This window comes from Salinirubrum litoreum (assembly GCF_020567425.1).
GTDB classification, from domain to species: Archaea; Halobacteriota; Halobacteria; order Halobacteriales; family Haloferacaceae; genus Salinirubrum; species Salinirubrum litoreum.
Window position 1 is genome coordinate 1,544,109 of sequence record NZ_JAJCVJ010000001.1, and the last position, 22,237, is coordinate 1,566,345.

At 68.1% G+C, this 22,237-nt stretch carries 22 protein-coding genes; 9 read left to right on the plus strand and 13 right to left on the minus strand.

The features are described 5' to 3' along the window. Window position 1: 1 nt before the first annotated feature. Both LI337_RS07805 and LI337_RS07810 read left to right on the plus strand, forming a co-directional pair. Window positions 2-1,495, plus strand: coding sequence for a TrkH family potassium uptake protein (locus LI337_RS07805; protein WP_227229243.1), 1,494 nt, complete (start codon window positions 2-4; stop codon window positions 1,493-1,495). A 93-nt stretch (window positions 1,496-1,588) separates the two neighbouring features. Then, window positions 1,589-3,124 carry a carboxypeptidase M32 gene (locus LI337_RS07810; protein WP_227229244.1) on the plus strand — a complete coding sequence of 512 codons (1,536 nt, stop codon included), beginning with the start codon at window positions 1,589-1,591 and terminating at the stop codon, window positions 3,122-3,124. A 148-nt stretch (window positions 3,125-3,272) separates the two neighbouring features. Here the strand turns inward: LI337_RS07810 and LI337_RS07815 are convergent, their stop codons facing one another. Genes LI337_RS07815 through fdhF form a run of 4 tightly spaced genes read right to left on the minus strand, consistent with a single transcriptional unit; the run spans window position 3,273 to window position 6,988 of the window. Next, the gene (locus tag LI337_RS07815) at window positions 3,273-3,692 is read right to left on the minus strand and encodes a DUF5809 family protein (RefSeq protein ID WP_227229245.1); all 420 of its coding nucleotides are present in this window, start codon (window positions 3,690-3,692) and stop codon (window positions 3,273-3,275) included. Between the two features lie 25 nt (window positions 3,693-3,717). Continuing rightward, a complete protein-coding gene (locus LI337_RS07820; RefSeq protein ID WP_227229246.1) occupies window positions 3,718-4,215 on the minus strand; it encodes a DUF5810 domain-containing protein in 498 nt (165 codons plus the stop codon). A 54-nt stretch (window positions 4,216-4,269) separates the two neighbouring features. Next, window positions 4,270-4,782 (minus strand): ribosomal protein S18-alanine N-acetyltransferase, encoded by a 513-nt coding sequence (gene rimI, locus LI337_RS07825; protein WP_227229247.1) that lies wholly within the window; start codon window positions 4,780-4,782, stop codon window positions 4,270-4,272. 49 nt (window positions 4,783-4,831) lie between these two features. Continuing rightward, window positions 4,832-6,988, minus strand: a complete 2,157-nt coding sequence (gene fdhF / locus LI337_RS07830) for a formate dehydrogenase subunit alpha (protein WP_227229248.1) — start codon at window positions 6,986-6,988, stop codon at window positions 4,832-4,834. Between the two features lie 139 nt (window positions 6,989-7,127). Here fdhF and LI337_RS07835 point away from each other — a divergent pair, with 139 nt between their 5' ends. Both LI337_RS07835 and LI337_RS07840 read left to right on the plus strand, forming a co-directional pair. Beyond that, on the plus strand, window positions 7,128-7,310 hold the full coding sequence (locus tag LI337_RS07835) for a DUF7535 family protein (protein WP_227229249.1): 183 nt from the start codon (window positions 7,128-7,130) through the stop codon (window positions 7,308-7,310). Between the two features lie 118 nt (window positions 7,311-7,428). Continuing rightward, the gene (locus LI337_RS07840; RefSeq protein ID WP_227229250.1) at window positions 7,429-7,872 is read left to right on the plus strand and encodes a PaaI family thioesterase; all 444 of its coding nucleotides are present in this window, start codon (window positions 7,429-7,431) and stop codon (window positions 7,870-7,872) included. Between the two features lie 48 nt (window positions 7,873-7,920). On the opposite strand, the gene LI337_RS07845 is transcribed toward LI337_RS07840, so the two are convergent. The 4 genes from LI337_RS07845 to LI337_RS07860 all read right to left on the minus strand — a co-directional run bounded on the left by LI337_RS07845 (window position 7,921) and on the right by LI337_RS07860 (window position 12,653). Then, window positions 7,921-9,048 carry an ORC1-type DNA replication protein gene (locus LI337_RS07845; RefSeq protein ID WP_227229251.1) on the minus strand — a complete coding sequence of 376 codons (1,128 nt, stop codon included), beginning with the start codon at window positions 9,046-9,048 and terminating at the stop codon, window positions 7,921-7,923. A gap of 357 nt (window positions 9,049-9,405) precedes the next feature. After that, entirely contained in the window at window positions 9,406-9,564 is a 159-nt protein-coding gene (locus LI337_RS07850) for a DUF1059 domain-containing protein (RefSeq protein ID WP_227229252.1), read from the minus strand. A gap of 740 nt (window positions 9,565-10,304) precedes the next feature. Beyond that, window positions 10,305-11,753 (minus strand): NCS2 family permease, encoded by a 1,449-nt coding sequence (locus LI337_RS07855; protein ID WP_227229253.1) that lies wholly within the window; start codon window positions 11,751-11,753, stop codon window positions 10,305-10,307. 186 nt (window positions 11,754-11,939) lie between these two features. Beyond that, entirely contained in the window at window positions 11,940-12,653 is a 714-nt protein-coding gene (locus LI337_RS07860) for a phosphoribosyltransferase family protein (RefSeq protein ID WP_227229254.1), read from the minus strand. A gap of 179 nt (window positions 12,654-12,832) precedes the next feature. On the opposite strand from LI337_RS07860, the gene LI337_RS07865 reads away from it, so the two are divergent. Then, window positions 12,833-13,648 carry a DUF63 family protein gene (locus LI337_RS07865; RefSeq protein ID WP_227229255.1) on the plus strand — a complete coding sequence of 272 codons (816 nt, stop codon included), beginning with the start codon at window positions 12,833-12,835 and terminating at the stop codon, window positions 13,646-13,648. A gap of 47 nt (window positions 13,649-13,695) precedes the next feature. On the opposite strand, the gene LI337_RS20275 is transcribed toward LI337_RS07865, so the two are convergent. Further along, window positions 13,696-13,992 (minus strand): C2H2-type zinc finger protein, encoded by a 297-nt coding sequence (locus LI337_RS20275; protein WP_425600772.1) that lies wholly within the window; start codon window positions 13,990-13,992, stop codon window positions 13,696-13,698. Between the two features lie 176 nt (window positions 13,993-14,168). On the opposite strand from LI337_RS20275, the gene LI337_RS07870 reads away from it, so the two are divergent. Further along, complete coding sequence (locus LI337_RS07870; protein ID WP_227229256.1) at window positions 14,169-14,666, plus strand: hypothetical protein; 498 nt, start codon at window positions 14,169-14,171, stop codon at window positions 14,664-14,666. 97 nt (window positions 14,667-14,763) lie between these two features. Here the strand turns inward: LI337_RS07870 and LI337_RS07875 are convergent, their stop codons facing one another. Beyond that, window positions 14,764-16,137, minus strand: a complete 1,374-nt coding sequence (locus tag LI337_RS07875) for an ABC transporter substrate-binding protein (protein WP_227229257.1) — start codon at window positions 16,135-16,137, stop codon at window positions 14,764-14,766. Window positions 16,138-16,246: 109 nt separating this feature from the next. On the opposite strand from LI337_RS07875, the gene LI337_RS07880 reads away from it, so the two are divergent. Beyond that, on the plus strand, window positions 16,247-17,119 hold the full coding sequence (locus LI337_RS07880) for an ATP-dependent ribose-1-phosphate kinase (RefSeq protein WP_227229258.1): 873 nt from the start codon (window positions 16,247-16,249) through the stop codon (window positions 17,117-17,119). Window positions 17,120-17,124: 5 nt separating this feature from the next. Here LI337_RS07880 and LI337_RS07885 read toward each other — a convergent pair whose 3' ends face one another. Beyond that, on the minus strand, window positions 17,125-17,685 hold the full coding sequence (locus LI337_RS07885) for an HAD family hydrolase (RefSeq protein ID WP_227229259.1): 561 nt from the start codon (window positions 17,683-17,685) through the stop codon (window positions 17,125-17,127). A 130-nt stretch (window positions 17,686-17,815) separates the two neighbouring features. Here LI337_RS07885 and LI337_RS07890 point away from each other — a divergent pair, with 130 nt between their 5' ends. Continuing rightward, the gene (locus LI337_RS07890; protein ID WP_227229260.1) at window positions 17,816-18,262 is read left to right on the plus strand and encodes a hypothetical protein; all 447 of its coding nucleotides are present in this window, start codon (window positions 17,816-17,818) and stop codon (window positions 18,260-18,262) included. Between the two features lie 231 nt (window positions 18,263-18,493). Here LI337_RS07890 and LI337_RS07895 read toward each other — a convergent pair whose 3' ends face one another. Continuing rightward, on the minus strand, window positions 18,494-19,642 hold the full coding sequence (locus LI337_RS07895; RefSeq protein ID WP_227229261.1) for an acyl-CoA dehydrogenase family protein: 1,149 nt from the start codon (window positions 19,640-19,642) through the stop codon (window positions 18,494-18,496). Window positions 19,643-19,720: 78 nt separating this feature from the next. Here LI337_RS07895 and LI337_RS07900 point away from each other — a divergent pair, with 78 nt between their 5' ends. Then, window positions 19,721-20,956, plus strand: a complete 1,236-nt coding sequence (locus LI337_RS07900; protein ID WP_227229262.1) for a carboxypeptidase-like regulatory domain-containing protein — start codon at window positions 19,721-19,723, stop codon at window positions 20,954-20,956. Between the two features lie 35 nt (window positions 20,957-20,991). Here the strand turns inward: LI337_RS07900 and LI337_RS07905 are convergent, their stop codons facing one another. Then, on the minus strand, window positions 20,992-22,194 hold the full coding sequence (locus LI337_RS07905; protein WP_227229263.1) for an alanyl-tRNA editing protein: 1,203 nt from the start codon (window positions 22,192-22,194) through the stop codon (window positions 20,992-20,994). Between the last annotated feature and the right edge of the window lie 43 nt (window positions 22,195-22,237).

The following is a 22,237-nucleotide window of genomic DNA, read 5'->3' on the forward strand; positions in this document are numbered from 1 at the left end:
CGTGACCGTCCGTGTCGACTGGCGCGTCAGCCTCCGGTTCGTCGGCACCGTCCTGAAGTGGCTCTGGGTGCCACTGCTCGTCCCCCTGCCGGTCGCTCTGCTCGACGGGACACCCCTGTTACCGTTTCTCGGCACCATCGCCGGGGCCGTCCTCCTCGGTCTGGGACTCGAACGACTCGCCGACCCCGAGGACCTGCGGGCACGCGAGGCGTTCCTGATGGTCGCGCTCACGTGGCTCTCGGTCGCGGTCGTCGGCGCGGTCCCCTTCGTGCTGGCCGGGAACGGGACGCTCGCCGCGCCGGTGAACGCGCTGTTCGAGAGCATGAGCGGGATCACGACCACCGGCGCGACCGTGGTCGTGGACTTCTCGGCCCACTCGCGGGCGATCATGCTCTGGCGGGCGACCCTCCAGTGGCTCGGCGGCCTCGGTATCCTCGTCCTGGCGACGGCCGTCCTCTCGCAGTTGTCGGTCGGAGGGGCACAGCTGATGGAGACCGAGAGCCAGACGCGCGACGTGAACAAGCTCACCCCCCGCATCTCCGAGACCGCGACCATCCTCTGGAAGCTCTACATCGGCCTGACCGCCCTGCAGGTGGCGGTGCTGTACGGCCTCCGACTCGTCGGGCTGGCCCCCGAGATGACGCTGTACGACGCGGTGGCCCACGCCTTCACGACAATCTCGACGGCCGGCTTCTCCCCGCGCGGCGACAGCATCGCCGCCTTCTCGCCGGCCGTGCAGTGGGCCGTCACCCCGTTCATGATCGTCGGCGCGACGAGTTTCGTCCTGCTGTACTTCGTCCTGCGCGGGGACTTCGGGCGACTCCGCCGGAGCGACGAGTTCCGGTTCTACCTCGGCCTGCTCTCGCTGTTCACGGCCGGCGTGACCGCCGTCCTGCTGATCGACGGGACCTTCGCCGGGCCGACGGAGACGGTCCGCCACGCGCTGTTTCAGGTGGTCTCCATCGTGACGACGACCGGCTACGCGAGTACCGACTTCGACGTGTGGTCGCCGGCCGCCAAGCACCTGCTGTTCGTCTGCATGTTCGTCGGCGGGATGGCCGGCAGCACGACCTGTTCGATCAAGGCCCTGCGCTGGCTGGTCGTGCTGAAGGCGTTCCGCCGGGACCTGTTCACCGCCGCGATTCCGAACGCGATTCGCCCAGTTCGCCTCAGCGGGCAGGCCGTCGACGAGGAGACGATCCGGGACATCTACGCGTACACGCTGATCAGCCTGCTGTTCTTCATCGTCGCGACGATCGTCGTCGTCATCGACGCCTCCCGGAACGGACTCGCCCTCACGGAGTTCGAGGCGATGGGTGCGGCCGCCTCGACGTTCTTCAACGTCGGCCCGGCGTTCGGCATCGCGGGGCCGTTCGCCTCCTACGTCACCTTCCCGACCGAGACGAAACTGCTGATGACCTTCCTCATGTGGCTCGGTCGGATCGAGATCATCCCCGTTCTCGTGCTGTTGACGCCCTCCTACTGGCGGTCGTGAGCGTCTGCACGACCGTCTCGCGGTCGGTCGCGACCCGTCGCCTCGACCGCCGGTTCCAGCAGGCCTTTGCCACTCGCTCTCGCACCACATCGTATGTCAACGGACGACAGTAACTCGGCGGAGTCGGCGGCCACGACAGACGACCCCGAGTCGCCTGACGCCTACGACGCCCTCCTCGACCGGTACCGTCGGATCTCGAACCTCCAGCAGTCCGCGATGTTCCTCAACTGGGACCAGCAGGTGACGATGCCTTCCGGCGGGGCACCCGGTCGCGCCCAGCAACTCTCGGCGCTGACCGAGACGAGCCACGAACTCCTCGTGGACGACGAGGTCGGCGACTGGCTGGCCGACCTCGCGGACGCCGAGTTGTCGGACGAGCAGTCTGCGACCGTCCGGGAAATTCGCACGGACTACGAGCGCAGCGAGGCGGTTCCGGGCGAGTTGATGGGCGAGATCAGCCGCACCGCCGCCGAGAGCCAACAGATCTGGCAGGACGCGAAGGCCGACGACGACTTCGACGCCTTCGCGCCGCGACTCGAACAGATGCGGGAACTCCAGATCGAGCGTGCTCGGCACATCGCACCCGAGAAACCGCCCTACGAGGTCATGTACGAGGACACGTACCAGACGTTCCCCATCGAGAAGATGGCGGCGCTGTTCGACACGCTCCGGGCGGAACTCCCGCCGCTGATCGCCGACATCGAGGCGTCGGACACCGACCTCGCGGACCCCTTCGAGGGCGAGTATCCCGAGGCCGACCAGCGCGCGCTCTGTGAGGCGGCGCTGGACTTCCTCGGCTACGACCGCGACCGCGGACGCCTCGACACCGCGCCGCACCCCTTCATGGCCGGCAACCAGTTCGACGCCCGGGTGACGACCCGGTTCAAGCCCACGGACCCACTGGACGCGCTGACGGCCACGATCCACGAGTTCGGTCACGCGACGTACCAACTCGGCCTCCGGCAGGACAAGTACGGCGAACCGCTGGGGCAGTCACGCGGGAGCGTCCACGAGTCGCAGTCGCGCTTCTGGGAGAACCACGTCGGCCGCACGAAGCCGTTCTGGGAGGAGTTCCTCCCCACGCTGCAGGAGCATCTCGACGGCCACGACGATCTGACGGTCGACGAGGTCTACGAAGCGGTCAACCGTGTCTACCCGGACAACCTGATCCGCGTCGAGGCGGACGAGTTGACCTACCACATGCACATCATCCTGCGGTGTGAGATCGACCGCGCCTACGTCGCCGGCGACGTCGAGGTCGCAGAGATTCCGCAGGTGTGGAACGAGAAGATGGAGGAGTACCTCGGCGTCGTCCCCGACACCGACACGGAGGGCTGTCTCCAGGACATCCACTGGACTTCGCGGTACGCGGCGTTCCAGACGTACACGGTCGGCAGCGTCGTCGCCGCGCAGTTGAACGCCGCGATTCGCGAGGATCTTGACGTGGATGGGCTGATTCAGGACCGGGAGTTCGAGCCACTGCGCGAGTGGATGACCGAGCACGTCCACCGGTACGGCCAGCGCTACGAGACGCCGGAACTGATCGAGGTGGCGACCGGCGAGCCGCTGACGGCGGACTACTTCGTCGACTACGTCCACGAGAAGTTCGGCGAGTTGTACGATCTGTGAGTTCGGTCGAGTGACTCGGTTTACTGGGTCGAACACGTCGCGAACGACGAGCGGTGAGAGCCCCCGGCGTCTCGACCCTCCGGGTCTGGCGAGAGCAACGCTCTCGCCGAGTCTCGTCACCGGCGCGTTCACCCGCGTCTCGATGCCGTCACGCCTCGAACAGCTCTCGGTACACGCGCCCGAACACCTGTCGGCGGAGCGTCCCGGCGGCGGCCTCCGGTTCCTGCTGGTAGGTCGCCGCGAGCACTCGATCCGCGAACGGAGCGTGGTGCCAGACGACGTTGTCCACGTCCTCGCTCCCGACCGTCGTCACCTCGGCGTCGCGGTCGGCACACCACGCCTCGAACTCCTCGCGGTCGCCCCGGTGGACGACCAGCAGGGAGGCGAACAGCGCGTCACGCGCCGTCTCGATCACCTCGCCGGTGACGCGCTCGCGGTACTCCGCCCGGTCGAAGTCCATCGCCTTGGCCGTCTCGCGGACGACCACCTGCGCGGTCGGGCCGACCGACTCGTACAACTCGCGTGCCTCGGCCGCCGTCTCGGGTGCGAAGACGCCCTCGCGTTCCATGTCTCGTGCGTCCGCCGCCTCCGGTTTAGCTGTTCCCGTCCGCGTCCTCGTCCGGCGTCTCGGCGTCGGTGGACGCCGCGTCCGCTCGCCCGTCGGCGCTCGCGTCCGCTTCCTCGTCGTCGCCGTCGTCCAGCATCTCTCGCGTCATCGCCCGCGCCTCCTGCAGGACCGACTGCGCCTCGGCGTCCAACTCCGCCGACGCGGCCTGCCTGCCGGCGGCCGCCGGGTCGACGCCGAGGTCGTGGCCCGTCCGGTCGCCGTGCTGGTGCGCGTGGTCGGCGTGTCCGTGGCCGGCGTGGTCGTCGGTCGTGTCCTCGAAGACGGCGTCGTAGTCCGACTCCTCGGCGAGGTCGGCCACCTGCGGAGCGAGGTCCTCGGGGCCGCCCTCGCGCCAGTCCGGCACCGACTCGTCCAGCCAGTCGGCGTGGTCGTCCTCGTGGAGCAGTGCGGTGAAGGCGAGGTGGTTGGCGAGGTGTTCGGCGTCCTGCTGTGGCACCTCACAGACCGGACAGGCGTATCCCATACCCCCGCGTTCGGCCCGCAGGCTCAAAACGAGTCTGCCTTCGGAACTGCTCACTCACTGGGCGTCGAACCACTCGTCGACGTCCAGCACCATCACCAGCGCCGTCTCGCCGTCCTCGTAGTAGCCCGGCACGCGCCGCAGGAGTTCGAAGCCCTCGTCGCGGTACAGCGCCAGTGCCGGGTCGTTGTGCTCGCGGACTTCCAGTTTCACCAGCGTCGCGCCGTCGGCCGCCATCCGCCGGATCGCCTGCGAGAGGAGTCGCCTGCCCAGTCCGGCACCGCGCGCGTCCGGCCGAACCGCGAGGTCCTTCACGTGGCCGATATCCCGCCCGTAGTTCGGCGTCACGTCCGCGACGACGTAGCCGACGATCTCCGGTCCCCGCACCGCGACGAGAAACGCCGGTTCGCCGAGGAAGCGCTCGAACGCCGAGAAGGGCCACGGCTGGGGGAACGCCGACTTCTCGATCCGGAACACCGACAGCAGATCCGCCTGACTCGCCGCCCGGAGTTCGACCGACTCCTCGGTCTCGTTCGCCTCCGGGTCGGCGTCCGGCGGGTGGGACGTCACACGTCAGCATAGGCCGTGCCGACGCAAAAAGCCGACGGCCCGCGGTCGCTCAGATCGGCTCGACTCGCACCGCACTGTGCTTGTACTCCGGAATCTTCGCCACCGGGTCGAGGGGGTCGTCGCTCGTCAGTGCGTTCACCAGCGGATCGGCGAAGTGGAAGGTCATGAACACCGTCCCGCGCCGGGTCGCCGGGGTCACGTCGACCGCGACCGCGACCTCCTTGCGGTCGTTCCACACCCGCACCCGGTCACCGTCCGAGATGTCGCGCGCCTCGGCGTCGTCCGGGTGGATCTGGAGTGCGTCCTCCCGGTACATCCGCGTCAGCGTGTCCGAGCGCCGGGTCAGCGCCCCGCTGTTGAAGTGCTGGAGGACGCGGCCGGTCGTCAGGACCAACTCGCCGTCGGCGAGGTCGTCTGCCGGCGGGACGTGCTCGATGGGGACCAGCGGCGCGGTCGCCTCGCCGTTCGCGAACGTCTGGGTGTGGAGGACGCCGACCCCCTCGTCTGCACCGGCCGGGAAGGGCCAGCGCTGGCTCCCGTGGCCGATCCCCTCGTAGCTCATCCCGGCGTAGATCGGCGTCACGTCGGTCAGTTCCGCGAAGACCGACTCGGGCGTCGGGAAGTCGAACCCCGGTCCCGCGAGATCGGCGGCGACGCCCAGTCGCTCGGTGAGTCGGCGAGCGATCTCGGTGAGCACCGTGAGGTCCTGCCGCGCCTCGCCGGGCAGATCCGCGTTCTCCCGCATCCGCATGACCTGCCGGTCGGTGTTGGTGACGGTGCCCGACTTCTCGGCCCACGCACTGCCCGGCAGCACCACGTCGGCGTGTTCGGCGGTCTCGGTCTCGAACAGGTCGAGGACGACACAGAGATCGAGTTTCTCGAACGAGTCCCGGACGCGGGTCGCGTTCGGTTCCGTCATCGCCGGGTTCTCGCCGAAGACGAACGCGCCGCGAATCTCGTCGCCGAACCGGTGGGTCATCTCGACTTCGGTCAGTCCCGGTTCTCCCGGTGGGTCGACGCCCCAGACCGCTGCGGTCTCGCGGCGGGCCGCCCCGTCTGTCACCTCGCGGTAGCCCGGCAGAACGTCCGGGAGTGCGCCCACGTCGCCCGCACCCTGCACGTTGTTCTGGCCCCGGAGGGGGTTGACGCCGGTGCCGCGTTTCCCGACGTTGCCCGTCACCAGCGCGAGGTTCAACAGGGCGTGGACGTTGTCGGTCCCGCAGTGGTGCTGGCTCATCCCCATCCCGGTGAACGCGGCCGCCTGGTCCGCCTCGGCGTAGGTCCGGGCCGCCTCGCGCAGGTCGTCCGGATCGACCCCCGCGAGGTCGGCGTTCGCGTCCACGTCCACCTCGGCGAGGTGCGCCCGCAGGTCCTCGACCCCGGTCGTGCGCTCCGCGAGGAACGCCCGGTCTTCGAGTCCCTCCTCGAACACGACCGTCGTCATCGCGTTCAGCAGCGGGATGTCGTAGCCCGGTTCGACCGGGAGGTGGACGTCGGCGTGTCTCGTCGTGGCGGTCGCCCGTGGGTCGACGTGGATCATCGTCGTCCCGTCTTTCAGCGCCGGGCCGAGGTACGACTGGAAGATGATCGGGTGCTGTTCGGCGGGGTTCGCGCCGCAGACGAGGAAGGTGTCGGCCTCCCCGAGGTCGTCCAGGGTGTTCGTCATCGCGCCCGCGCCGAACCGGGCGCTCATCGCCGCGACGGTCGAGGAGTGACAGAGCCGCGCGCAGTTGTCCACGTTGTTCGTCCCGAGGACGCGGGCGAGTTTCTGGAAGACGTAGTTCTCCTCGTTCGTGCAGTTCGACGAGGCGAAGAAGCCCAGCGCGTCCGGGCCGTGCGTCTCGACGATGTCGGCGACCCCCGCCACGACGCGGTCGATGGCCTCGTCCCACGGCGCGGTGACGAGGTGGCCCGACTCCCGGACGAGTGGCTGGGTCAGTCGGTCGTCGTGGTCGACCACGTCGAAGGCGGCGACCCCTTTCGGGCAGACCTCGCCCCGACGGTTCACCGGCCCCTTCGTCCCGGTCGCCTTCCCGGACGCCTCGGCGTACTGGATCGTACAGCCGACGCCACAGAACGGGCAGACGCTCTGTGCCGGCCGGAAGGTGCGGTCCTCGGTCGGCGCGGCCGCGTCGGGGCCACCGTCAGTCGCCGCGTCCGGGCCGTCGGCGTCGGACTCGGACTCCTCGGAGGGCGTGTCACGCATACTCCCGCGTTCGGCGCAGAGTACAAAGACGTTCACCCCCGATACGCCGGGTGAGAGTCCGGCGACGACGGAGTCGGTCCCGCTGGCGGCGGCGACCGAGGAACGAACTCCTTTTGCCGTGGGTCCCGTAGGGCGGAGTATGACTGGCTCCGTCACGCCACCGACGCCACCGACGAACAAGCTGGAGATCACGCTCACCGGCTACGTGCTCGCGGCCGGGATCGGCCTGCTGATGCTCCCGATCCTGCCGTTCCTCGCCCTGCTGTGGGTGTTCCAGCGCATCGGCGGGAAAGACGAACCCGAGCACGCCGGCGACGCCTGAGCCGACGGCGACGGGAATCGCCGGGGTCGTCCGGCCGTGAGTGTGCGCCGGGCGTCCCGACGGCGACCGAGTGCCGCGACCGGTAGCGGTTTCACGCCGACCCGCGAAGCCCCGAGCGATGAGTCTCGCCTCGTTTCTGACGCAGATGCCGTACGCCCGCCACCTCGGGATCGAGGTGACCGAGGCCGACGACGGCTACGCCGAGGGTCGCCTCTCGCTGGAACGGGAACACTCCTCGGTCCCCGGGGGCGGGGTCGCCCACGGCGGGGTCGCCTACTCGCTCGCGGACACGGTCGGCGGCGCGGCGGTGATGTCGCTCCACTGGGCACCGACACCGACGGTCGACATGCGGATGGACTACCTCGCGCCCGGGACCGACGACCTCGTGGCGGAGGCCGACGTGATCCGGAACGGCGACAGCGTGGCGGTGGCGACCGTCACGGTCCGGGACGTGACCGGGACACACGTCGCCGACGCGCGCGGCGTGTTCAAGACCGGGCAACCAGACGGCGGGAGCGCGTGGGACGGCGACCACCTCGGCAGCGTGGCAGACGAGGACTGACACCCCCGGAACCGGTGAGAGAATCGAGTACGGTCGAGAGCGACGCGGTCAGTTCAGCCGATCCAGCACCGCGTCGGGATCGTACGCCAGCGTCAACGACCGGGAGCGTCCGCGCCCGTCCACGTCGGCGTAGGCCGCCTCGATGACGCCGAGTTGGTCGAGTTTGTTGATGATCTCGGAGTAGCGCGTGTAGCCGAGGCCGGTCTCGTCGTGGAACGCCTCGTAGACGACGCCGGCCTGTTCGCCGTCGTGTTCGGCGATCACCTCCACGAGGGCGCGTTCGGAGTCCGACAGCCCCCGGAGACTGCGCGAGAGGTGGACGTACTTCGACTTGTCGTAGGCCTCGTCGACGTCCTCGACGCTGATCGTCTTGCTCGCGCGCATCTCGGCGTTCAGACCGGCGCGGCGCAGGAGGTCGATGCCGACCCGGAGGTCGCCGCTCTCGGCGGTCAGTTCGGCGACGCGGTCGAGTTCCGGCGCGCCGACGACCCCCTCGTGGAAGCCGCGCTCACTCCGCCCCCGGAGGATGTCCACGATCTCGTCGGTGTCGTACTTCGGGAAGTACACCTCCTCCGGCCGGAAGACGCTCTGGACGCGGGAGTCCAGTTCCTCGATCACGTCCAGATTCAGGTCCGAGGAGACGATGATGACGCCGATCTTCGCGCCGGAGTGGGCCTCGTGGGCCCGGAGCAGGGAGTAGAGGGTGTCGGAGGCCTCGTTCTCGTAGAACAGGTAGTTCACGTCGTCGAGTGCGACGACGAGCACCTCGTCCTCCTCGACGAGGCGGTCGGTGATCTGGGAGAACAGCTTCTTGAAGGAGATGCCCGAGGAGGGCGGTTCGTACTCGAACAGCCCCTGGAAGACGCGGGAGAAGACGGCGTATCTGGTGGAGTCCACCTGGCAGTTGACCCGGACGGTCTGCACGTCGGTCTCGGCGGAGAGTTCGCCGAACAGCTTCTGGACCGCGGTGGTCTTCCCGGTGCCCGGCGGACCCCGGACCATCGTGTTCAGGGGCCGCGAGCCACGGACTGCGGGCCGGAGCGCGTACTGGAGACTCTGGAGTTGTGTCTCCCGGTGGGCGAACGTCTCCGGCACGTAGTCGATCTCGAAGACGTGTTCGTCACGGAAGACGGACTCGTCCCACGAGAGCATCCCCTCCTCGGGCCCATCGCTCATCACTCATACGACGCTCCGGGGAGGCCTTAATCGTTTGCCACCACCGGACCGGAAGTGGAACTGACCTGTTCACGTCCCGAGAGGCCCGGTGGCGAGGGGTGCACGCCTGCCGCGCGACCGCCGAGAATCGACCCGCAGTCGCCCGGATTCGCCGAGAACCGACAGCGAGCGTTCGGCTCGCTGGTGTGTCGTTTCCGCGACGGGTGTCAGGCGTTGACAGGCCGGTGGAAGTGAACTCGCTCGGTGTATCGTCGACGAAAAGTCGGTCGGGTTCGGTCGCTCCGAGCACTCGGTCGTTCCGGGGAGTCGGCCGGGTTCGGTCGCTCCGGGGAGTCGGCCGTGTCAGGTAGCCTCGGCTCAGGCGGCCTGCATCCCCTTTCGCACGTCCTTGTCGCTGACGGACATGCCGTGGCGGTCCTGGGCGTGTTCCCGGACCATGTGGATCACTTCGCCCTCGTCGTCCGAGGAGACGGAGAAGTGACAGTCCTCCTGTGTGCAGTCGAATCGTCGTGTCATCGCACGTACCGAGAGGTCGCCTGCGAGCCTAACGCTTGCTCGGCTGGGCGTGTGCCGTGCCAACGTGACGCAGGTGTGTCGAAACTGCGCTGATGAGGAACGAATTCTCGCCAGGACAGGGTTCAGACCGTGACTGTTACTGCATCCGGACCGCAGACCGCGACAGCACAGCAACCGCTACGATTGCTAGCGCGAGGAACCGCACCGCAGACAGCACAGCACCGCGCCTCGTCCTCCCCAGCCTCGGGACTGCTCTCGGCACCGCCCGCAGTCCCTTCCTCGCGCACGTTCCTCGCGCGCGCCGAATTTCGGACGAAAGCGCACGACTCCACCCGTCACCCGACAACTCCGACAACCCGGAATCCGACAGGACGCGATCTGGTGGCGGCCGGAACCGAGCAGTGTCCGAGCGACAGCGAGGACCTGCGCGCAGTCCGAGTCGCCAGCAGTCGGGGAGGGGTGGGGAGTACTGCGACTGCCGGGTTCCAGACCTGCGACGACTCGTCGGGTGACGACCCACGCGACGTGATGGGTCACGACGTCCGGGTGGGACGTTCACCTCTCGTCGTCTGCGACTACTTTGTCCGAGTTGTCTCCAACTCATTCACCCGAGTCCCCTACAACGTATCCACCCGACCTCTCTCCGGCAGGGCCGACCACCCGCTCTACACCGTATCCGACCGCGTCCACGTCACGAGACCCACGCCGAAAGAGACAGCGTCGAGAACAGTCGCGTCGGTCTACAGTTGGCCCGCCAACAGCCCGCTCGTCCGGACGAAGAAGTAGAAGACGAACGCGCCGGCGAGCGCCCAGTGGCCCATGCGCACGTCGTCGAGGTCGCCCGTCGCCGCCTTCACCAGCGGGTAGGAGATGATCCCGGCCGCGATGCCGTAGGCGATAGAGAAGGTGAACGGCATCACGAGCATCGTCATGCCGGCCGGCACCGCGTTGGTGATGTCCGACCAGTCGATATCCGTGATGTTCTGGAGCATCAGTACGGCGACGACCACCAGCGCGATGTGTGAGGCGTGCAGTGGGACGGCGGCCGCCAGCGGCACGAGCGCCAGCGACGCGAGGAACAGCAGTCCGACGACCAGCGCGGTCATCCCGGTGCGGCCGCCCTCCTCGACGCCGGTCGAGGACTCGATGTAGGTCGTCACCGTCGAGGTGCCGAGGATGCCGCCGACCGTCGTGCCGACCGCGTCGGCCATCAGCGGCTTGTCGATGTCCGGCAGGTTGCCGTCCTTGTCGAGGAAGCCCGCGATCTGGGAGACGCCGGTCAGCGTGCCGGCGGTGTCGAAGAAGTCCACGAAGAAGAACGTGAAGACGATCAGCGCGAAGGAGAGGCCGTCGATGTTCTGCAACCCGGTCAGGAACGCGCCCACCAGTGGGGTGATGTCGTAGCCGGCGAGGCTGTAGGTCAGCGTCCCCGACCCGGTCAGCGAGGCCGGTTCGTACAGCAGGTTGATCCCGCTCTCGGGGATGACCTCCTGGTTCGTCGCGGAGTAGCCGAGGAAGTCCGCGAGGTAACTGGCGACGGTCGTGAGGAGAATCCCGATGATGATCGACCCGCGGACGCCGCGAGCGTACAGCGCGAAGGTGACGAACAGGCCGATCACCGAGATGATGGCGATGGGGTCGCTGGCGAAGATGGGGTTGAACTGCACGAACGTCGCCGAGTCGATGGCGACCACGTGCATCGCCTGTAAGCCGATTATCGCCAGGAAGAGGCCGATCCCGGCACCGACCGCGAACTTCACCGGTTCGGGGAACAGTTTGATGACGTACTCACGCGCGCCGGCCGCCGTCAGCGCGATGAACAGAATCCCCTCGACGACGACCGCCGCGAGTGCGGTCTGCCACGGGACGCCCAGTCCGAGGACGACCGTGAACGCGAAGAAGGCGTTCAGGCCGAGGCCCGGTGCCTGCCCGAACGGGCGGTTCGCGTAGAACGCCATGATCAGTGTCGCCACCGCCGCCGAGATGAGTGTCACCACGGCGAGCATCTGGATGGTCTCGGCTGTCGTCCGACTCGGTACGTCGATGGCGGCGACGAGGATCGAGGGGTTGACGACGACGATGTAGCTCATCGTCAGGAACGTCGTCAGCCCCGCCACGACCTCCGTCCGGAGGTCGGTGTCGTGTTCCTCGAAGCCGAAGTAGTCCGCGAGTTGCTCCGTGAGGCCCATGTACGGCTACGAGTAGCCCGAACGTGCCACTTAACGATTCCTATCTCGGAGTCGGCAGTATGCGTGTTCGTGTATTAAATTCGGATGAGAGCGAGCCGAACCCGCGAGAAGTTGGCGAGTCGTGCATAGACTCGTGTGAGCACACTGCTCGTTCGACACCGGGGACGGGTGACGTCGAACCGCGCGTCACTCCATCGTCGTCAGCGCGCCGACCGGGGCGTCCGCGAGCGTCTCGGCGCGGGACATCCCCTCGTCGCCGACCGCGATGAGCGCGAAGACGCCCGTCACCTCGGCGTCGGCCTGTTTCGCGATGTCGAGCAGGAGTTCCTGGGTCTCGCCGGAGCGGATCAGGTCGTCGACGACCAGCACGCGCTGACCGGCCGAGAGTGCACTGGCCGGGAGGTAGTAGGTGAGTTCGATGCCCGAGGCGAGTCGCTGGCGGGACTCGATGAACTCCTCGACGGCCGTCTCCTTCGACTTCTTCGCGTAGGCGAGGCGGGCGTCGAAGTACGACGCCATCGCCGCGCCGAGGGTGATGCCGTCGGTCGCGGCGGTCAACACCACGTCCGGGCGACCGAACTCGAAGCTGTTCGCGGCGACCGGTGCGACCAAGTCGAGAAAGGACTGGTCGAAGACGACGTCGGAGTTGTCGACGTAGCCCTCGTCGTCGAAGCGAATGCGGTCTTCCAACTCGTCGGCGAGCGCCTCGCGGCCGACGCCTTCGACGACCTCGCCCGCCCGTTCCGCGCCGGGCAGGACGTGCCCGTTGACGTACCGGTTCAGATCGCCAGCGGGGAGGCCGGTCACCTCCGCCAGTTCCTCGTAGGTCCGCGTCTCCTTCAGCATCCGGAGGACGGCGACGGCCTGCAACTGGAGGGCGGCCTTCTCTGCTCTGTTCATGTCCCTCGAAAGTCGGTCGCACGAACATGAACACTTCGATTCACTGCTCTCCTCGATCTGCGCAGTTCCGTGGGTATCTGCCACATCCACCGACGACGCCCGCGAGCGCGTCGTCCGGCGGCAGGTCGCCCCGATCGGGAGCCGAAACCCTTTCGGCCGGGCCACCCGCGCCACACGGTATGGCTGTACTCCCCGAGGGGTTCGCGCTCCCGCCGTTCCCCTACCTGCTCGCGGTGCTCGGCGGTCTCGCGGGCGTCGGCTGGCTGGTCGTCCAGCGCCGCCCGCCCGTCACCGACCGGACTATCGCCGGCTTCGCGCCGTGGATGCTGGTCGGCAGTGCGAGCCACGTGCTCTCCGTCGTCGGCGCGCTCCCCCCGGTGGTCGACCCGCTGGCCGGCACACCGACGGTCTACGGCACGGTCGCGGTGCTCGCCGGTGGAGTCTGGCTCCTCGCGGACGCGCAGGCGGACGGCACCGACACGACCGCCCGACTGCTCGGCGGACTCGGACTCCTCGCGCTCGCGGTGCCGGTCGCACTGGCACTCCTCGACGGACTCGGCCGTGGCTCGCTCCGACTGTTCTGGCCGACGGTCGGGCTTCTCGGCTCCATCGTCCTGAGTGCCGGCGTCTGGCTCCTCCTCCGCCGGCTTCGGCCGGTCGTCGAGGTGACGGGCGCGGCGGGCGCGCTGGCGGTGTTCGGCCACGTCCTCGACGGGGTCTCGACAGCCGTCGGCATCGACCTGCTCGGCTTCGGCGAGCGGTCGCCGCTCTCCCGGTATCTGATCGAGTTCGCCGCCGAGTTGCCGACCGCGAGCGTGATCGGCAGTGGCTGGCTGTTCGTCGTCGTGAAGGTCCTGCTGGCGGGCTTTCTGGTCGTCCTGCTGTCGGACTACGTCGAAGAAGAACCGACCGAGGGCTACCTGCTCGTGGGGTTCGTCGCGGCCGTGGGTCTCGGACCGGGGGCGCACAACCTGCTGTTGTTCACGGTCGCCTGAGAGAGAACAATCCGAGTTTAGGCTCAACGTGTGAAATGGGCCTGTGATTATTCCTTCTCGGGGGGCGATTCAGGAGTTTCGTGTTCCCAATCCGGAATTAGTCTCATCCCATCCGACTGGACCCTTTTCCAGTACGAAGGGTGTAGCTCAGAGAGGTGTCTACTGAAGCCTTGCTTCGTCTGGAACTGTTTGTCACAGGTTGGGCATCGGAACGTATCCCGACGCACCAGTGATTCGTCGTGTGAGTGTGCGTGGTGGATTCGCATTGCCTGTTTGGTGTCGAAGTCGTCTCCGCAAGTCGGACAAGAGATCGTGGCGTAGTGACTGAGGTTCCGCTGATTCATACTCTGCCCCCTGTCGTTTCTTCAAGTGGTCTTTCCAGCTTCGGATGGTTCGAGACTCCGCACCAGCCAGTGTCGGCCGTCTGTGAGTCGTTCTTTGTGTCAGACATCCTGTGGATAGTGCACAGACTCCCACATGTATATACAGAAGGAAAAGACTAGAGACATTATAGGACAATATGTCTCAAGCATTTATTGAGTATATTGGGCGTCCTGGTTCGGAATTAGAGTTGCTCAAAGTACACGACGTAGTCGAGATTGGAGGCTCGTCTATCTGCTTCGGCTCGGTCATTTGGAAGGACAGACCGCGTTATGCTTTATATATTATCGGCCCGAACTCAGATGTCTGGATTACAGACCCTAGGGACTTCAGCAGAGGTATCCAAAACCGTCAGCTCTTGGAATCACGAATCAGGATAACAGCAGATATGGCTCAAAAGGGCTGTTACAAGTATGAGGACGATGAGGAGGCAATCCCGATTGAGATAGCCACAATGGGTTCTTCTGGAATCGCGGCATACCTGTTTGCTGTCTCGGGATATACACTGCAAGAAATTAGCGAGGTGATGGGCCTAAACTCTCGTGATAGTGTACGAAAGTACCTCAGAAGGTACCAAAGAAACGAGAATATCGCGGGGATTTTTCCGGATTACGATCTAGAAATGATGTCACGGTGAAGGTTTTGCGGTGGTTCTGTGCAGTCGTGTGCACTTTGTTTGCGTAACAGGAGCTCTGACTGCCTGAAATCTACTGGCGATCTATCAAACATCTCTGTCACTCGGACGCCTCGATCCGACGCAACTCCTCTGCCAGCGACGCCATCGCCGGGTCCGGATCGCTGTCACCGGCGAGGAGTTCCGAGAGCGTGTCGTCGATGGCGCGATACTGCTCGGTCCACGCGCGAGTGACGGGGAGCGTGAGTCCGGACTCGTTCGCGTCGCGGACCGGTCGTGCGAACTGCCGGAGGTCGTCCGCCTCGCCGGTCGTCCGTGGATACGCCGACCGGCGCGCCGGGAACCAGACGTGTCGGTCGCCCGCTCCGAGAGCCGCCTCGAACAGTCGACGCTGGAAGGTGTCGGTCGCCATCGCCCGCAGGACGGCGGCGGCCGCATCGCGCGTGCCGCCGGTCGCGTTCGGGTTGAGGACGGCGTACTGCCCGAAGTAGCTACTCGGCGGGCCGCCGGTCCACGGCAGGGGGCCTTCGATACCGCTGACACGCGGAACGCGGGTCACGCCGATTCGGTCCACTGCCGGTCGGCCGAGCGTGCCGAGTCGTGACGCGAGCGTCCGGCAGGCGACCGCCTCGCCGGTCGCCACGCGTTCGAGCGCCGCCCGCTCAGAGACCGACTCGTCGGGACCGAGTCCGGTGACGCCCGTCTCGCCGGACTCGACGAGCGACCGGAGGTGGCGGGCGGCCGCGACTCCGGCGGCGTCGCCGACCGTCACCGGGCGGTCGCCGACCGGGCCGAACAGGAACTGCGAGGGGTCGCCGAAGTACCCCCCGCCGTAGCCGGCGAGCAGGTCGTGAAACAACCCGGTGGGGTAGTCGCCGCCGTCGGTCTCGAACAAGAATCCCTCGACGTCTCGTTCGTCCCGCACGTCTCGCACTGCCTGCGCGAACGTCGTCCACGTCGGCGGATCGTCGTCCCAATCGGCGACCGGATACCCCTCTTCTGCCACCCAGTCCCGGCGGTACGCGACGACCGAAGGGACCGCGAACAGCGGGAGTCCGACGAGGCTGTCGCCGACCGTCATCGCCCGGCGACCCATTCGGAACGCTCCCTCGGCGATATCCGACCCGGCGACCGATCGCAGGTCGGGTAACTCGTAGTTTGCGGCGGTGAGTCGCAGGTCCTCGCCGGCCGTGTTCCCGCCGTAGACGAGCAGTTCCGGCGTACTGTCGCCGTCGTCGATGGCCGACTCGAAACGGTCTCGCGTGTCGGCCATGAAGCCAGCACCGACCGACAGTTCCACGTCGGTCGGCAGGCCGGCGTCGGCGAGGGCGTCGCCGACGAGGGCTTCTCGGCCGGCCGCACGACTCCAGACGAGTCGAACACGGGTCGTCGTCAGCGAGCCGAGACAACCGCTCGTCGCGGTCACACTCGAGGCGAGTACCGCACACGCCTCTCGTCGCCCGATTCGTGGCACAGTCGCCGGCAGTTCACTCGGCGCGAACAAAGCTCTTGTCGCCGCACCGATGGTCGTCCGGGTCGTCGGAGGCCCGGCTTTTTCACCCCGGCGGTCGTCTCTCCGGATCATGGCTCGCGTCATCTGCGTCGGGCACGTCAACTGGGACGTGACGCTCCGGGTCGACCGCCTCCCCGAACCGGACGGTGAGTCGGTCATCGAGGAGCGGCGGACCGCCGGCGGTGGGAGCGCGGCCAACGTCGCGGTCGGCCTCGTCGGTCTCGACACGCCGGCGACGCTGCTGGGGAGTGTCGGCATCGACGACCACGGCCGCTCTGCCCGGCGGGAACTCGTCACCGCCGGGGTGGACTGCGGGCCACTCGTCGTCACCGAGTCGGGACCGACCGCCGTGAAGTATCTCGTGGTCGATCCGACCGGCGAGGTGATGGTGCTCTCGCGGGGCGGCGCGAACGAAGCGTTCTCGGCGGACGACCTGCCGGCCCGGACGCTCGCCGGCGCGGAGCACCTCCACCTGACGAGTCAGCATCCCGGGACGGCCGCCGAACTCGCCCACCGGGCGCGTGCCGAGGGCGTGACGGTCAGCATCGACCCCGGCCGTCGGGTCGCGGACCGGGACTTCGACGCCGCCATCGAGGCGTCGGACCTCGTCTTCCTGAACGACCGCGAGGCCGCGGCCGGGTACGCCGGCGACCTCGTCGCCGACGGGCGAACCGTGGTCGTCAAGCACGGCCCCGAGGGAGCGGAGATCAGACGCGAGGCGACGTCGCCCGCGGTCCACGAGGGGTTCCCGGTCGAGTCGGTGGACACGACCGGCGCGGGCGACGCCTTCGCGGCCGGCTTCCTCGCCAGTCGCCTCCAGGGAGCAGACGACGACCGCGCGCTCGCGGTCGCCAACGCCTGCGGCGCGCTGACGGCGGGCGAGACCGGTGCTCGGGTCGGACTCGACTGGGACGTCGTGGAGTCGGTGCTCGCGGGCGACTGACTCGCTCAGAACTCGGAGGGACCGCCGTCGACGTACCGGAAGTCGATGCCGGCGCGTCGGGCCGTCTCCTCGTCGCGCCGGGAGTCGCCGACGAACAGCACCGGATCGTCGCCGGTGAGGCCGAGTCGGTCGACGGTCGCCAGCAGCGGCTCGGGGTTCGGCTTCCGGGTCGCCACCGAGTCCCGGCCGACGACCGCCCGGACCGCGTCGGTCAGATCGTGGGCGGCGAGTGCCTCCCGGCACGCGGCTTCACAGTTCAGCGAGCAGATCCCGACCGGGATCGAGTGGCCGGAGAGGCAGTCGGCGAGTGGGAGTCGCTCGGAGGTGCGTGCGCCCTCGCGTTCGTGGTCGACGAGGACCGCCTCGATCTCGTCGCGCAGGCCGCGCTCGTCGGCCAGATCGAGCATCGCCCAGAGGTCGCCGTCGGCCTCGACCCCGTGGTCGGCGAAGACGCGCACCGCCTCGCGGGCCGTGGCGTCCCAGTCCACCGCGAGGCGGACGACCGTCCCGTCGAGGTCGTAGACGACCGCGTCGTAGCCCGTCACGTCGCAGGTGTCGGCTGTCACACCGCACAGTCGGCGGGGGAGGGGCTTCGGTGTGGCGGTCGAACTGCCCGCTTCAGTCGGAAATGCGAGGTGTTTTCGGAGCCTGAAACCGCTCGGCCCCTTTTAACACCGACCGGAGCGACCGGGTGGTATGCGCCGACTCGTCGGCTTCGACGCCGCCCTCCCCTCGCTCTCGGAGTCGTTGGTTCCGACCGGCACGAGCGTGCCTGGTTACACGAATCTGCCCACGGCCACGAGCGTCCCCGCCGGCACGGCAGACGTGCTCTCCGGGTCGCCACTCGCCGGACAGCCCGCCTTCCTGTTGCTCGCGCTGGTGACGATCACCGGCGCTGGGTTGGGACTCCTGATCTCACTGCAGGCGTATCAGGGCTACCGGCAGGCCCGGAGCACCCGACTGCTGTCGCTCGCGGTCGGGGTCGTTCTCCTGACGCTGGTTCCCTTTCTGCTGACGGTCGTCGGGGCCGTCCTCGCCGGGGCGACGACGCTGACGAACCTCTCGTATCCCGTGGCGCTCGTCACCAGGACCGCCGAGGTGCTGGGCCTGCTCGCAATCCTCTACTCGCTCCAGCAGGGGTGACCTGCCCCGGAGAACACGCGGAACGAGCGGAGCGCGATCGGCAGGAACTGCGAGACGTCGACGACTGCGAGATGTCGGCGACTGCGAGGCGTCGGCGACCGCCGAGAGCCGACGCCGACGACAGGACCGCGACCGGGCCGCACGACAGTCGTCGCCCGCGTGGAGTCGGCGACCGCCGGGAGCCGACGACCGTGTTCACGCCACCACACCGAGGAAATCGCTCGCGCTGGCTCAGTCCAGCAACCCACGCGCGATGATCTTCTTCTGGATCTCCGTGGTCCCCTCGTAGATGGTCGTGATCTTCGAGTCGCGGTAGAAGCGCTCCACGTCGAACTCCGACATGTAGCCGTAGCCGCCGTGAACCTGGACCGCCTCGTTGGTGATGTCGACCGCCGCCTCGCCCGCGAAGTACTTCGCCATCGCCGCAGCGATGCGGGGGTCCTCGCCCGCGTCGTCCAGTCTGGCCGCTTCCCGAACCATCAGCCGCGCGGCCTGTAGCTGGGTGCCCATCTCCGCGAACGTGTGCCGGATGCTCTGGATCTCCGCGATGGGCTGGTCGAACTGCTCGCGGTCGCCCGCGTACTCTCTCGCCTCGTCGAAGGCGGCCTGCGCCAGTCCGACCGCCTGCGAGGCGATGCCGATCCGACCGCCGGTGAGAATCGAGAACGCCGCAGAGAGGCCCTTCCCCTCCTCTGTCAGCCGGTTCTCGGCGGGGATGCGCGCGCCGTCGAAGGACAGTTGGGTGGTGTCGCTGGCCCGCAGGCCGAGTTTCTCCTCCTTCCGGCCGACCTCGACGCCCTCGGTCGACTTGGGCACGAGGAACTGCGTGATCGACCCGGGGTCGTCGCGGTCGGTCTTGGCGAAGAGGATGCAGACCTCGCCGCGTTCGCCGTTCGTGATCCACTGTTTCTTCCCGTCGATCACGTACTCGTCGCCCTCGCGGCGGGCGACCGTCTCCATCGCCGCCGGGTTCGATCCGGCCTGCGGTTCCGAGAGCGCGAACATCCCGACCGGGCGACCGTCGACCATCTCGGGGAGCCAGCGTTCCTGTTGGGCGTCGGTGCCGAACTCGGCGAGACAGGAGGTGGCGAGACAGTGGACAGACAGGGCGGTGGCGACCGCGAGTTGGCCGTAGGCGACCTGCTCGTTGACGATGCTGTAGGTGGTGCGGTCGGCGTCGAAGCCGCCGTACTCCTCGGGGACCGTCAGGCCAGTGAGGTCCAACTCGGCGAGACCGTCCCACACGTCCTCGGGGAACGACTCCTCGGCGTCCGCCTCCCGTGCTGTGGGGCGGATCTCCTCGACGGCGAACTCGTGTACCACGTCGCGGATCGCGCGCTGTTCGTCCGTCAGCGCCGAGTCCGCGTCTGCGAGCGACATACTCGGTGATTCGGTTCCGCATCAAAAAAGATGGCTTTTCCCACTACGCTCAAGTTACTGCAGGAGACAGTTACCCCCATGACACGGTCTCCCGGCCGCACAGTCGTGTTCGTCGTCACAGCCCTCCTCGTCTCCTCGGTCGTCGCCGTCCCACTGCTCGCAGCGCCCGCCAGTGCCCAGTCCGGTGGGTTCACCGTGGTCGTCACCGACGACACCGGCGAGCGACTCGCGGACGCGACGGTGAACGCCTCGTGGGGTGGCGAACGCGACTCGAAGACGACGACGAGCAACGGGACGGTCGTCTTCGACGTCCCGCGCGGCGAGACGGTCTTTCTCACGGTCACCCACCCCGACTTCGCCAGCGACGAGCAGCGCGTCGTCTCCGACACCGGCGACCCGGCACGGATCGAGTTCCGGACGACCGGGACGCTGGTCGTGACCGCCAGTGCCGGCGGCGAGCGACTCGCCAACGCCCGCGTGACACTCACCGACGAAGAGGCGAACGAGACGATACTGGAAGGGCGAACCGGCGACGACGGCCGGTTCACCTCCGAGACCATCCCGCAGGGCGTCTACAACGTCACGGTCTCCCGAACCGGCTACTTCGCGGTCGAAGAACGCGTCGCCGTCTACGGCCGGACGACGGTCGACACCCAGCACCAGCGCGGCTCCATCGAACTGCGCGTCAGGGTGGTCGATCCGTACTTCTCGTCGCCGGAACCGGTCGCCGAGGCGAACGTGCGCTACGACGCCTACGACGGCGACACGACGACCGGCAACGGGGTCGTCCGTCTGCTCGCCCCGCTGAACAGCCGTGACTCGCTGATCGTCGAGAAGGAGGGGTATCAGACAATCGAGCGCACCATCTCGGTCGGAGAGTCACCCCGCGATCTGACGGTCACCCTCTCCCGGACGCCGACGCTCGACACGAGTCTCTCGGCGACCAGTGTCGAAGCTGGCGAGTCGGTGACACTGACGGTCCGGAACGCCTACGACGACCCCGTGACGGGCGCGACCGTCAGTCTGGACGGCGAGGAGGTCGCCACGACCGACAACGGGACCGCCGAGTTCGCGGTGCCGCCGGGTGAGCACGAGGTCGTCGTGGCGACCGACGAGACCGAGACGACGCTCTCCGTGACCGGCGAGGGGACGCCGACCGCGACCGTGCGCTCGGAGCCGACGCCGACACCGAGTGCGACGCCCGAGGCCCCGACGACCGAGACGACCGGTCCCGGGTTCGGTGTGCTGGCCGCGGTGGTCGGACTGCTCGGACTGATCCTGCTCGCTGTCGGTGGCCGGCATCGCAGTCGCTGAGCGACCCTGCGCCGGTCACGACCGGCGGGTAGTCCTCACTCCCGCAGGAACGCGACGACCTCCTCCGCCTCGGCCGACAGCCCGCCACCCTGCGCGAACGTCGGCCCGCCGCCACCGCCGCCGCCGAACTCGGTCGTGACTCGGTCCACGATCTCGCCCGCGTCGGCGTCTCCCTCGCCGGTGGCCGCGACGACGACGAACCGACTGTCCCCCGCACCGACGACCGCCAGCACGTCGCCGGCCTCGCCGACGAGCGACTTGAGTCGGTCGCCGACCGTGTTCGCGTCGAAGCCCTCGACGGTGCCGACGCGCCACGTCAGCCCGTCGCGTTCCTCGCGCGGGAGGTCCGCGAGTCGCGCGTCGAGCACCTCGGCCTGGAGGTCGCGCACCTCGGCTTCCAGTCGGTCGCGCTCGTCGCGGAGGTCGGCGACGCGCTCCGGCAGGTCGGCGACACCGACGCCGAGATCCCGGCTGGCGTCGAGTGCGGCCCGCTTCGTCTCGGCGCGGCCGTCGATGCCGGTCGGCCCGACCGCGAACTCGACGCGGGTGAGGCCCTCGCCCGGATTGGAGCGGGACAGCACCTCGACGGGTCCGATCTCGCGCGTGTTCGAGACGTGCGTGCCGCCGCAAGCCGCCACGTCCCAGTCGGCGACGGTGACGACCCGGACCGTGTCGCTGCCCGAGAGGACGCCCTCCTCGGTCTTCGTGTTGAACGCGATGCCCTCGCGGTCCATCGCCTCCCGTTTCGGGAGTCGCTCCCACGAGACGTCGCGGGCGTCCCACACCGCGCGGTTCGTCAGGCGTTCGAGTTCCACGAGCGTCGCGTCGTCGATGTCTGTCGTCGTCGAGAAGTCGACTCTGACTTTCGACTCGTCGATGTCGAAGCCGCCGTAGCCCAGGTCGTCCAGCAGTCGGCGGCCCGCGCCGTAGAGGACGTGGCTCGCGGTGTGGGCACGCATACAGTAATCCCGGAAGGCGTCGTCGACGTGGGCGGTGACGCTGTCGCCCTCCGCGCAGTCGATCGGGTCGGCGAGGTGGTGGACGACGGCGTCGGCCTCGGGGTCCCGTTGGACGTCCACGACCGGCACGTCGTCGATGGTGCCACGGTCGGCGGGTTGGCCGCCGGACTCGGCGTAGAAGTACGTCCGGTCGAGGACGAGTCGGTCGCCCTCGCATCGTTCGACGGTCGCCTCGAAGCTCCGCACCGCCGGGTCGTCGGCGGCCAGCGAGTCGCTCATGAGAGACGCGAGGCCCGGCAGGTGGAAAAACGAGTGGGTCCGG